The organism is Citrobacter sp. wls714 (assembly GCF_005281025.1).
Classification (GTDB): Bacteria; Pseudomonadota; Gammaproteobacteria; order Enterobacterales; family Enterobacteriaceae; genus Citrobacter; species Citrobacter werkmanii.
In genome coordinates this window covers 1-12,100 of sequence record NZ_SZWZ01000090.1, presented here as the reverse complement: position 1 = coordinate 12,100, position 12,100 = coordinate 1, and the positions used below count along the sequence as shown (strand labels likewise).

The following is a 12,100-nucleotide window of genomic DNA, read 5'->3' as shown; positions in this document are numbered from 1 at the left end:
AAAGCATCTTATCCGGCCTACTTAAGAAATCAGCATTTAGCCGCCGTGATAAATACGCTGCGGCCTGCCTACCTTCCCGTGAATAATCTCCGCGATAATCAAATGGCGGCTGGCACAGTACTCCAGATAGCGTCTGGAGGTCGTACGACTGATGGTGAGCGCCTGGGCGATCGTTTCCGCAGTATGATGTACCGTCGGATCGGCAAATAGCTTCAGCACCGCATTCAGCGTTAACGCATCAATCCCGGTCGGCAAATCGCCTTTCGGCTCGCCGCGCGCGTAGGCGTTAAACATTTCATCAATCTGCTTTTGACTGGCGCTGTCATTGCCTGCCAGCATGCGTCTGCGCTGTTGATACCGCGTAAGCGTCTGCCCCAATCGCTCGTAAGCGATAGGTTTGACCAGATAATCAAACGCGCCGCTGCGCACGGCCTCGGAGACCGTTTCCATATCGCTGGCCGCCGTGGTAAAGACCACACCGCCCGGATAGCGCGCCTGGGTCAACTCATGCAACAAAGTAATACCCTTACCGTCCGGTAAGTAGTTATCAAGAAGAATCAAACCGGGCTTAAAACGCTCAATCATCATTCTTGCCTGCGCAAGATTACCCGCCAGCCATATCTGGCTGAAGCCGGGTATATGGCGGATATATTCAGCATGCATTTCCGCCAGTAGCGTTTCATCCTCAACGATCAGTAGCGTTAATGGTTCCGTCATTATTTTTTTTCACTTTCGGAAGAAATAAAGAAAATAAGGTGCCGCAAGGGGAGTTATCTTCGAGCGTAATCACCCCGTTACAGCGCCTCACATAACTTGCAATCAGATACAAACCGATGCCATGTTCGCCTGGTTCATCGGTACGGGTGCTTACACCCTGTTCAAATATTTTTTCACGCAATGCTTCCGGCACACCGCATCCCTGATCGGCAACTTCGATGACCACATCATCCCCTTCGTCGCTCAAATAGAGTTCGACGACTTTGTTGCCTTGCTGGGTGCGTAAACTCGCTTCAAATGCATTATCAAGCAGATTGCCAACAATTGCTGCAAACTCTGTGCTATCCAGCCCTTCAGGTAGTTGGTGCAGTTGGCTGCCAGGAACAATGGTCATCGTAAGACCCAGTTCCCGTGCACGTTGTACCTTGCCAAATAACAGACCCGCCACCTGACGATCGGCAAAGGCGCCGCGCAGGCTGTCAATCAGTTGCTGCTGTGCCTGTGACTCTCCCTGAACCATAGCCAGCACCCGGTCATACTCTTTCATTTGCAGCAGGCCATTGATGGTCGACATCCAGTTCAGGTGCTCATGACGCAGCGTTCTCAGGCTCTCAACATACTGTTTGATTTGCGTTAATTGCGCATTAAGGGTAGCAATTTCATCTTTACTACGAAAACTGATAATAGCGCCGAGCAGTTCGTCACCGGAGCGAATCGCCTCACGGTTGGCGATAACGCTCAACCCATTAAAATTAACCATCGCATCCTGGCGTTGTTCCGCAATCTGCTGGGTGAAAAAGTCCGCTGGCTGAACGACTTCATTTACCGGTTTTCCCAGCCACTTTCTGCCCGGCGATGACAGCCCCAGCATTTTCCTCGCACTGCGGTTTATCGCAGTGATATATCCGTCAGGATCCACGGCAATCAACCCTTCATACACCGAGCTGAACAGCGCTTCCTGCTGACGCACCACCCGCGCGATTTGTTTAGGCTCCATCCCCAACATCTGCCGACGAATATGGGCAGCAAAAAACCAGGAGAGCAGCATAAGTACCAACAACAGCAGGATAAATACCCCAGCCATTGGCAGTAAGAAATCCGATCGCCAGCTGTCAATTTTACTGATCAGATAGCCAATTGAGACCACGCCAATGATTTTGCCATCGTCATCAAAGATAGGAGTTTTGGCGCGCATTGCCATCCCAATAGATCCTTTACCGGTAATAAAGTAGCTCTCACCTTTTTCCAGCGCGCCAGGCTTGGTGAACTGCATCGGGTAACCAATTTTTTCTGGGTTCGGATGATAAAGACGAATGGAGTGCGTATCTCCAATAACGACATAGTCGAAATCAGTCCCACTCTGTAGTTTGTCGGCAATAGTCGCCAGGCGCTTGTAATCACGATGCTTCACCGCCGCGATGATGCTGTCATTAGAGGCGATGATTTTCGCCTGGTTCATTGCCATATCACGGACGTGTGTCGTCAGATAATCTTCAAAACTGGCGGTAAAGTATTGTGCTAACGCTGCGATAATAAGAACAGAAACGACCAGAATGAGCAGAAAGATGCGTAACGGAAACGCCAGACTGCGAAAAAAAGGAAACCGTGTTTTATTTTTCTGCTCTGCCATAATTTTTCCTCACCGACGTTCCCGAAACTTATTTTCTATTGTAGTTGTAATAAAAATGTTTTATTTAAAAGTCACGGTATAAAAACAGGATCGTTGCAGATTCCCCACCTTAAATCAATTAAACAAATTAAAACCGCGCGCTATTTCCGAGTTAAATTAATTAAAAAACTTAAAACCATAAAACACATTAAAACCTTCTAACTTATTGTGAAATAAATCAAAAATTACCTCCAAAATACTCCTTACGATGTATGCAGCAGGAAAAAAAAGAAATACTCCGTAATAAAAAACCATTCCCTTCAATTGCAAACAAAACGTTATCAGGTTGCTAATCAGAGCAACAAAAACAGAAACCCAGTAACAAATATAGCATCGGGGCTCTATTTACTATGTTCGGTAATAATATATTCACGCAAGTTAAACGCTCAGAAAATAAAAAGATGGCGGCTATCGCGCAATTTCTGAAAGAGAACGATCTGAGCGTTGATACCACCGTCGAAGTATTTATCACCGTCACCCGTGACGATCGCCTGATTGCCTGTGGCGGTATCGCCGGAAATATCATTAAGTGCGTCGCGATTTGTGAGTCCGTGCGCGGTGAAGGCCTGGCGCTGACGCTGGCGACAGAACTCATCAACCTCGCCTATGAGCGCCACTGTACGCACCTCTTCATCTATACCAAAACCGAGTACGAATCGCTGTTTAAACAGTGTGGCTTTTCCACGCTCACCAGCGTGCCCGGCATTATGGTATTGATGGAAAACAGCACCACACGGCTGAAACGCTACGCCGAATCGCTGGCAAAACAGCGTCATGAAGGGAAAAAAATTGGCTGTATCGTCATGAACGCCAACCCCTTCACCAACGGTCATCGTTTTCTGATCCAACAGGCGGCCGCGCAATGTGACTGGCTGCATCTGTTTTTGGTGAAAGAAGATACCTCGCGTTTTCCGTATGAAGACCGACTGGATCTGGTACTCAAAGGGACAAAAGACATTCCGCGTTTAACCGTGCATCGCGGTTCGGAATACATCATTTCCCGCGCCACGTTCCCGTGCTACTTCATCAAAGAGCAGAGCGTTATTAACCACTGCTACACCGAAATAGACCTGAAAATCTTCCGCCAGTACCTGGCCCCGGCTCTCGGCGTTACGCACCGTTTCGTGGGTACCGAGCCGTATTGCACCGTCACCTCCCAGTATAACAACGATATGCGTTACTGGCTGGAGACCCCAACGCTTCCCGCCCCACCGATTGAACTGGTGGAAATTGAGCGGCTGTGCTTCCAGGAGATGCCGATTTCCGCCTCCTGGGTGCGCAAGCTGCTGGTTAAAAAAGATCTCACGGCTATCGCATCCCTGGTTCCTGACGCCACGCTGCGCTATCTGCAAAGCATGGTTGAACGAGCCTCATCGGGTGCGGCAGTCCGCCAAAATACCCCCGCATTAGCAACAGGTGAAAAATGAAAATAAACCAGGCAGCCGTCGCAGGCACACTCGAGTCCGGTGATGTGATGATCCGCATCGCCCCACTCGATTCGCAGGATATTGACCTGCAGGTTAACAGTAGCGTCGAAAAGCAGTTCGGTGATGCCATTCGGGCCACCATTCTGGACGTACTGTCCCGCTACAACGTACGCGGCGTGCAATTAAATGTTGATGATAAAGGCGCACTGGACTGCATTTTACGTGCGCGACTGGAAGCACTACTGGCCCGCGCTGGCGGTATTCCGGCACTGCCATGGGAGGATTGCCAGTGATTGCCGAATCTTTACAACAACGTAAAACCCGTACCCGCCGTAGCATGTTGTTCGTACCGGGCGCCAATGCCGCCATGGTCAGCAACTCGTTTATCTACCCGGCTGATGCGCTGATGTTCGACCTGGAAGACTCCGTCGCGCTGCGTGAAAAAGATACCGCTCGCCGCATGGTGTACCACGCGCTGCAGCATCCGCTGTATCACGACGTTGAAACCATCGTGCGCGTGAACGCCCTCGACTCCGAATGGGGCATCAACGACCTCGAAGCTGTTGTGCGCGGCGGCGCTGACATTGTGCGTTTACCGAAAACCGATACCGCACAGGATGTCATCGACATTGAAAACGAAATCCTGCGCATCGAAAACGCCTGCGGACGTGAGCCCGGCAGCACCGGCCTGTTAGCCGCCATCGAGTCGCCGTTAGGCATTACCCGCGCGGTAGAAATCGCCCACGCTTCAGAACGCCTGATCGGCATTGCACTGGGTGCAGAAGATTATGTGCGTAACCTGCGTACTGAACGTTCCCCGGAAGGCACTGAACTGCTGTTTGCCCGCTGCTCTATTTTGCAGGCTGCGCGCTCTGCCGGTATTCAGGCGTTCGATACCGTCTATTCCGATGCCAACAACGAAGCAGGTTTCCTGCACGAAGCCTCACACATCAAGCAGCTGGGTTTTGACGGCAAGTCGCTGATCAACCCTCGCCAGATTGAACTTCTGCATAACCTCTATGCCCCGACGAGCAAAGAGCTGGCTCACGCCCGTCTGGTGGTGGAAGCCGCTGAAGCTGCCGCCCGCGAAGGTCGTGGCGTGGTTTCCCTGAACGGCAAGATGGTCGACAGCCCGGTTATCGAGCGCGCCCTTCTGGTTATCTCCCGGGCAGAACTTTCCGGCATTCGCGAAGAATAAGGCAAAAAAATGACGCAGAAAATCGAACAGTCTCAACGCCAGGATCGCGTGGCGACCTGGAGCCGTCATGCAGAAAGCGAGCTTTCCGCTTATCAGAGCACCGCAAAAGCAGAATTGCAGGCGCAAAAACCGCGCGACAAAAAGCTGTGCGCTAATCTGGAAGACGCTATTCGTCGTTCAGGTTTACAGGATGGTATGACCATCTCTTTCCACCACGCATTTCGCGGCGGCGATCTGACAATTAACCTGGTGATGGACGCCATCGCCAGCATGGGCTTTAAAAATCTGACGCTGGCCTCAAGCTCCCTGAGCGACTGCCACGCGCCGCTGGTTGAGCACATCCGTCAGGGCGTGGTCAGCCGAATTTATACCTCCGGGCTGCGTGGCCCGCTGGCAGAAGAGATTTCTCGTGGTCTGCTGGCTGAGCCAGTGCAAATCCACTCCCACGGCGGTCGTGTACACCTGGTGCAAAGTGGCGAGCTCAACATTGATGTCGCATTCCTCGGCGTACCGTCCTGCGACCAGTTTGGTAACGCTAACGGTTATACCGGTAAAGCGTGCTGCGGTTCACTGGGCTATGCCCGCGTCGATGCCGAAAACGCCAGACAGGTTGTCCTGCTGACAGAACAGCTGCTGACCTATCCGCATAACCCGGCCAGCATTACCCAGGATCAAGTGGATCTGATCGTGCAGATCGACCAGGTCGGCGATGCGGACAAAATTGGTGCGGACGCGACCCGTATGACCACCAATCCGCGTGAATTGTTGATCGCCCGCAGTGCGGCAGACGTCATTGCTAACTCCGGTTACTTCAATGAAGGCTTCTCATTGCAGACAGGAACCGGCGGCGCGTCTCTGGCCGTTACCCGTTTCCTGGAAGACAAAATGCGTAGCCGTGACATCCATGCCGATTTCGCGCTGGGCGGCATCACCGCCACCATCGTTGATCTGCATGAAAAAGGCTTAATCCGCAAACTGCTGGATGTACAAAGCTTCGACAGTGCCGCCGCGAAATCTCTGGCCCGCAATCCAAATCACATTGAGATCAGCGCTAACCAGTACGCTAACTGGGGCTCGAAAGGCGCATCCGTTGACCGTCTGGACGTTGTGGTACTGAGCGCATTAGAAGTAGACACCAGCTTCAACGTTAACGTACTGACCGGCTCCGACGGCGTACTGCGTGGCGCTTCCGGTGGTCACTGCGATACGGCTGTGGCCGCAGCGCTTTCTATCATCGTCGCACCGCTGGTTCGTGGACGCATCCCGACATTGGTAGATAACGTGCTGACCTGCGTAACCCCAGGTTCCAGCGTTGACATTCTGGTTACCGACCACGGTATCGCCGTCAACCCTGCTCGCCCTGAACTGGCGGAACGCCTGCAAGAAGCTGGCATGAAAGTGGTGTCGATTGAATGGCTGCGCGAACGTGCCCAGCAGCTAACCGGTCAACCGCGCGCCATCGAATTTACCGATCGCGTAATTGCCGTTGTGCGCTACCGCGATGGTTCGGTAATTGACGTTGTGCATCAGGTGAAGGAATAAACCATGCACCTGCTCCCTGAACACGCCACTTGCCACGCGGTTTCCATCCCCGAGCTGCTCGCCAGCCGCGATGAGAGACAAGCAAGGCAGCATGCCTGGCTCACGCGTCATCACGCGCCACTGGTCTCGTTTACCGTGGTCGCGCCAGGTCCGATTAAAGACAGCGAATTAACCCGTCGCATCTTTAATCACGGCGTCACCGCCCTGCTCGCGCTGGCGGAAAAATCCGCCTGGATTGTCAGGGAGCAAACTGCGCTGGTCTCTGCCAGCGGACCGGAAGGCCTGCTGGCCATTGAGGCTCCGGCCCAGGACCTCAAGCTCGCCACTATCGAACTTGAGCATTCACACCCGCTGGGACGGTTATGGGACATCGACGTCCTGAACCCTGAAGGGGAAATTCTGTCCCGGCGTCATTTCGCGCTCCCTGCCCGCCGCTGTCTGCTGTGCGGGCAAAGCGCTGCCGAATGCGCGCGGGGTAAAACTCACGCGCTTTCCGACTTACTCACTCAGATGGAGGCACTGCTGCATGATGCCGATTCCCGCAACATCAACTCATAACGCAGTCCTTCCTCTGGATCTGCCTGACGCTTACGCCACGCTGGCGTGGCGCGCCATGCTGACGGAAGTCAACCTGTCGCCCAAACCGGGTCTGGTGGATCGTATTAATAACGGCGCGCATAAAGATATGGCGCTGGAAGATTTTTATCGCAGTGCTGAAGCGATTCAGACATGGCTACCGCGTTTTATCGAATACGGCGCATTTAGCGCACAGCAGTCGCCGGAAGATGTCCTGCAAGGACTGCGTCCTCTGGGCATGGCCTGCGAAGCCGATATGTTTCGCGCCACTGCCGGAGTGAACACCCATAAAGGCAGCATCTTCTCGCTGGGATTACTGTGCGCCGCCATTGGCCGCCTGCTCCAGCTCCGCCTGAGCGTTACCGCTGAAACCCTTTGCTGTACGGCAGCAACATTTTGCCGTGGCCTGACCGAGCGCGAACTGCGCCAGAACAACCAACAACTCACGGCCGGCCAACGTCTTTATCAGCAACTGGGATTAACCGGCGCCCGCGGCGAAGCCGAAGCAGGATATCCCCTCGTTATTCAGCATGCTCTGCCGCACTACCGTGCGCTGCTGGCTGAGGGCCGCGATCCTGAACTGGCGTTACTCGATACGTTACTGCTGCTGATGTCTATCAACGGCGACACCAACGTGGCTTCCCGTGGTGGCGCAGAAGGTTTGCGCTGGTTACAGCAGCAGGCCTCCACGTTGTTGCAACAAGGCGGGATTCGTACCCCTGCCGATCTCGAATACCTACGCCAGTTCGACCAACAGTGCATTGAACGCAACCTCAGTCCTGGAGGCTGCGCCGATCTGCTGATCGTCACATGGTTCTTAGCTCAGATTTCACAAGTTCATCATTATCACAATTAAAGATCCTTTCCGGAGAATCACACACATGTCTTTAGCAAAAGATAAAATTTGGAAGTTACTGGCCCCATTGGTAGTCATGGGCGTCATGTTTCTTATCCCCGTCCCTGATGGCATGCCCCCACAGGCATGGCACTATTTTGCCGTGTTCGTGGCCATGATTGTCGGGATGATTCTGGAGCCAATTCCGGCAACGGCAATCAGCTTTATCGCCGTGACGATCTGCGTTATCGGCAGTAACTATCTGCTGTTTGACGCTTCCGAGCTGGCCGACCCGGCATTCAAAGCGGGTAAGCAAGCGCTGAAGTGGGGTCTGGCGGGCTTCTCCAGCACCACCGTGTGGCTGGTGTTTGGCGCGTTTATTTTCGCACTGGGTTATGAAGTTACCGGCCTGGGTCGTCGTATCGCGCTGTTCATGGTGAAATTCATGGGTAAACGTACCCTGACGCTGGGCTATGCGATTGTTATTATCGACATCCTGCTGGCGCCGTTTACACCGTCCAACACCGCGCGTACCGGTGGTACCGTATTCCCGGTTATCAAAAACCTGCCGCCGCTGTTTAAATCATTCCCGAACGATCCTTCCGCGCGCCGTATCGGCGGATATCTGATGTGGATGATGGTCATCAGTACCAGCCTGAGCTCCTCTATGTTCGTGACCGGCGCGGCGCCGAACGTACTGGGTCTGGAATTCGTCAACAAAATTGCTGGCATTCAAATCAGTTGGCTGCAATGGTTCCTCAGCTTCCTGCCGGTCGGTATTATTTTGCTGATCGTTGCGCCGTGGCTGTCCTACGTTCTGTACAAACCAGAAGTCACTCACAGTGCTGAAGTTGCCGCATGGGCCGGTGAAGAACTGAAAACCATGGGTAAACTGACGCGTAAAGAACTAACCCTGATCGGTCTGGTTCTGCTCAGCCTGGGTCTGTGGGTCTTCGGGGGTAAACTGATTGATGCCACCGCGGTGGGTCTGCTGGCCGTTTCCCTGATGCTGGCGCTGCACGTTGTACCGTGGAAAGATATTACCCGCTATAACAGCGCATGGAACACCCTGGTTAACCTCGCCACACTGGTTGTTATGGCAAATGGTTTGACCCGTTCAGGCTTCATCGACTGGTTCGCTAACACCATGAGCACGCACTTGGAAGGTTTCTCGCCTAACGCGACCGTGATCGTGCTAGTGCTGGTGTTCTACTTTGCTCACTACCTGTTTGCCAGCCTTTCCGCACACACCGCCACCATGCTGCCGGTTATTCTGGCGGTCGGTAAAGGTATCCCAGGCGTTCCAATGGAACATCTGTGTATCCTGCTGGTGCTGTCCATCGGTATCATGGGCTGCCTGACTCCGTATGCAACAGGCCCTGGCGTTATCATCTACGGTTGTGGTTATGTGAAGTCCAAAGACTACTGGCGTCTGGGAGCTATCTTCGGCGTTATCTACATCGCTATGCTTCTGCTGGTCGGTTGGCCGATTCTGGCAATGTGGAGCTAATCATTCCTGCTCACGCCTGATGAAAATGATGCCAGTCAGCTAATCCTGACTGGCATTTTTTATGATTAAATAGATGATATTCAGAATTTATATAAGTATCCGAAATCATCATGACATCAACGTGGCGTTATTCTTCTTTACTGGCAGCACTTATGCTCCCAGTTTCTGCGGCTCAGGCCGATGAACTTCAGGCAAAACAGTACGCTGATTTTGACCGCTACGTGCTGGCCCTTTCCTGGCAAACCGGTTTCTGTCAAAGCCAACACGAGCGTAATCGTCAGGAGCCTGACGAATGTCGTCTGCAAAAAGAGAGCGCGGACAAAGCTGATTTCCTGACCGTTCACGGCCTGTGGCCCAGCCTGCCAAAATCGATCGCCGCTCGCGGAGTAGATAACCGCCGCTGGATGCGTTTTGGCTGCGCAACGCGTCCCATTCCTAACCTGCCTGAAGCGCGTGCCAGCCGTAAATGCACAGCACCTGAAACCGGCCTGTCACTCGAGAGTGCGGCGAAACTGAGCGCGGTGATGCCCGGGGCTGGCGGAACATCCTGCCTGGAACGCTACGAGTATGCCAAACACGGCGCCTGTTTTGGTTTTGATCCCGACGTGTACTTTGGCACGATGGTGCGGCTGAATAATGAGGTTAAGAACAGTGAAGCGGGCAAGTTCCTCGCGGATAACTACGGTAAAACCGTCAGCCGCAACGCATTTGACGCCGCCATCGCCAAAAGCTGGGGCAAAGAGAACGTCAAAGCCGTGAAGCTAAGCTGCCACGGCAATCCGGCTTATCTCACAGAGATCCAGCTATCCCTGAAAGCCGACACCATCAACCAACCGCTATCTGCGCAGTCATTCTTACCGCAGCCGCATCCGGGTAACTGCGGTAAACAGTTTATTATCGACAAGGCAGGATATTGAAAATAGCGACCGACGCCGCAGCCTGGCGTCGGTCTGCATGGTTAGCGTTTTGCTCGGGCGTCCGGGCGAACTAAATCAAAGCGATGTGTTTCACTGATCGAATAATACGCCGTTGGCCCACCAGCACGCAGTACCGGTTTCGCTTTCGCCGTCTGATAGATGCCGTCTTCCAGGAGCGTTTCGTCTATGTGAATGCCTACCACTTCCCCCAATACCAGCCAGGTATCAACCGGTGAGCCATCAGCGGTAGTCAGTTGCAGGCTTTGCGATAAGCGGCACTCAAAATTAACCGGGCTTTGCGCCACGCGCGGCACGCCGACAATCCGGCTGTCGGCTTTACTCAGCCCAGCGGCAAAAAACTCGTCCTCACCGTGCGGCAAACTGGCAGACGTTTCATTCATCGCGCCAGCCAGTTCAAGGGTGGTCAGGTTCCAGACAAACTCACCGGTTTCGACAATATTCTGCACGCTATCTTTCCAGCCGCTGCTGGCAAAACCAATAATCGGCGGATGGTAGTTAAAGCAGTTAAAGAAACTGTACGGCGCCAGATTATGTCGCCCGTTGCTATCACGCGACGCAATCCAACCAATGGGGCGCGGTCCAATGATGGCATTTAGCGGGTCGTGCGGTAAGCCGTGCCCCTGTGATGGTTGATAGAAATACATAGCCTTCTCTGGTGTCGTTAACGTCAGCTAAGCACGAATTATGCTTCGCTCATCTCCCTGGAAAAAGAGGATCAGCGTAGAACAATCCGTTAAAGATTACGACTGAATAAAGTTAAGCAGATCGCCATTGATCTGCTGTTTATGGGTGGTGCAAATGCCGTGAGAACCACCGGCATACACCTTCAACTGCGCGTCCGGCAATATTTCTGCCGCGACCTTGCCGCAGGTTTCAAACGGGACAATCTGATCGTCATCGCCGTGGATCACCAGCGTCGGGATGGTCATTTTTTCGAGGTCGCCACGCAGGTCTGTTTCTGAAAACGCATGAATGCAGTCGTACAACGCTTTGATAGACCCTTGTAAGCCCTGTTCAACAAAACTTTCCCGGACAGCTTTCGACTCTTTCGCGCCCGGACGGTTATAACCATAGAATGCCGCGGTCAGTTCATAGAAGAAGGCGGCGCGATCGTTCACTACCCCTTCCCGGATGCCATCAAACACCTCTTTCGGCACGCCATTCGGGTTAAAGTCGGTCTTGATCATGATGGGCGTCACCGCGCCAATTAACACCGCTTTTGCCACCCGCTGCGTCCCATGGCGACCAATGTAACGCGCCACTTCCCCCCCGCCGGTAGAGTGCCCAACGTGCACGGCATCTTTAAGATTGAGATGCGCGGTAAGTTCAGCCAGATCGTCAGCATACTGATCCATATTGTGGCCATCCCACGGTTGGGCCGAGCGGCCATGTCCGCGCCTGTCATGGGCGATCACACGAAATCCTTTCGACCCAAGAAACAGCATCTGATCCTCAAACGCATCTGCCGTCAGCGGCCAACCATGGCTGAACACGATGGGCTGTCCACTTCCCCAGTCTTTAAAATGCAAATAGCTGCCGTCTTTTAAGGTAAGTTTGTCGTACTGGCTCATGAGATCTCCTGTAGCGGAACACTGAGTTGTATTGACGCACCCGCAACGAGCGCTTAAAAAGCATAATGCAAATTGGAGAACGATCACGTTTTGAATCGCCACGGGTTTAACAGACAC

Annotated in this window: 12 protein-coding genes; 8 read left to right on the top strand and 4 right to left on the bottom strand. The window is 53.2% G+C overall.

The genetic code is table 11. From position 1 onward, the window contains the following. Positions 1-36: 36 nt before the first annotated feature. Positions 37-717 (bottom strand): two-component response regulator DpiA, encoded by a 681-nt coding sequence (gene dpiA / locus FDX11_RS18170; protein ID WP_003831279.1) that lies wholly within the window; start codon positions 715-717, stop codon positions 37-39. After that, positions 686-2,347, bottom strand: coding sequence for a sensor histidine kinase DpiB (gene dpiB / locus FDX11_RS18165; protein WP_042309825.1), 1,662 nt, complete (start codon positions 2,345-2,347; stop codon positions 686-688). Before dpiB ends, dpiA begins: the two co-directional genes overlap by 32 nt. Before the next feature lie 389 nt (positions 2,348-2,736). Between dpiB and citC the strand changes: the two genes are divergently transcribed. The 8 genes from citC to rna all read left to right on the top strand — a co-directional run bounded on the left by citC (position 2,737) and on the right by rna (position 10,391). Next, positions 2,737-3,813 carry a [citrate (pro-3S)-lyase] ligase gene (gene citC / locus FDX11_RS18160; RefSeq protein ID WP_038638718.1) on the top strand — a complete coding sequence of 359 codons (1,077 nt, stop codon included), beginning with the start codon at positions 2,737-2,739 and terminating at the stop codon, positions 3,811-3,813. Further along, positions 3,810-4,106, top strand: a complete 297-nt coding sequence (citD, locus tag FDX11_RS18155; RefSeq protein WP_003831276.1) for a citrate lyase acyl carrier protein — start codon at positions 3,810-3,812, stop codon at positions 4,104-4,106. The genes citC and citD overlap by 4 nt, the downstream gene beginning before the upstream one ends. Further along, the gene (locus FDX11_RS18150; RefSeq protein ID WP_042309827.1) at positions 4,103-5,011 is read left to right on the top strand and encodes an aldolase/citrate lyase family protein; all 909 of its coding nucleotides are present in this window, start codon (positions 4,103-4,105) and stop codon (positions 5,009-5,011) included. The genes citD and FDX11_RS18150 overlap by 4 nt, the downstream gene beginning before the upstream one ends. A 9-nt stretch (positions 5,012-5,020) precedes the next feature. Further along, entirely contained in the window at positions 5,021-6,553 is a 1,533-nt protein-coding gene (gene citF, locus FDX11_RS18145) for a citrate lyase subunit alpha (protein WP_042309829.1), read from the top strand. A gap of 3 nt (positions 6,554-6,556) precedes the next feature. Further along, the gene (gene citX / locus FDX11_RS18140; protein ID WP_137398334.1) at positions 6,557-7,111 is read left to right on the top strand and encodes a citrate lyase holo-[acyl-carrier protein] synthase; all 555 of its coding nucleotides are present in this window, start codon (positions 6,557-6,559) and stop codon (positions 7,109-7,111) included. Continuing rightward, complete coding sequence (gene citG / locus FDX11_RS18135) at positions 7,080-7,985, top strand: triphosphoribosyl-dephospho-CoA synthase CitG (RefSeq protein ID WP_042309834.1); 906 nt, start codon at positions 7,080-7,082, stop codon at positions 7,983-7,985. Before citX ends, citG begins: the two co-directional genes overlap by 32 nt. Before the next feature lie 25 nt (positions 7,986-8,010). Then, the gene (citT, locus tag FDX11_RS18130; protein WP_038638704.1) at positions 8,011-9,474 is read left to right on the top strand and encodes a citrate/succinate antiporter CitT; all 1,464 of its coding nucleotides are present in this window, start codon (positions 8,011-8,013) and stop codon (positions 9,472-9,474) included. A gap of 110 nt (positions 9,475-9,584) precedes the next feature. Next, positions 9,585-10,391, top strand: coding sequence for a ribonuclease I (rna, locus tag FDX11_RS18125; protein ID WP_137398333.1), 807 nt, complete (start codon positions 9,585-9,587; stop codon positions 10,389-10,391). Positions 10,392-10,432: 41 nt separating this feature from the next. On the opposite strand, the gene FDX11_RS18120 is transcribed toward rna, so the two are convergent. After that, positions 10,433-11,056, bottom strand: a complete 624-nt coding sequence (locus tag FDX11_RS18120) for a flavin reductase family protein (RefSeq protein ID WP_042309838.1) — start codon at positions 11,054-11,056, stop codon at positions 10,433-10,435. 96 nt (positions 11,057-11,152) lie between these two features. Next, positions 11,153-11,983, bottom strand: a complete 831-nt coding sequence (locus tag FDX11_RS18115) for an alpha/beta fold hydrolase (protein WP_038638697.1) — start codon at positions 11,981-11,983, stop codon at positions 11,153-11,155. Positions 11,984-12,100: the final 117 nt, after the last annotated feature.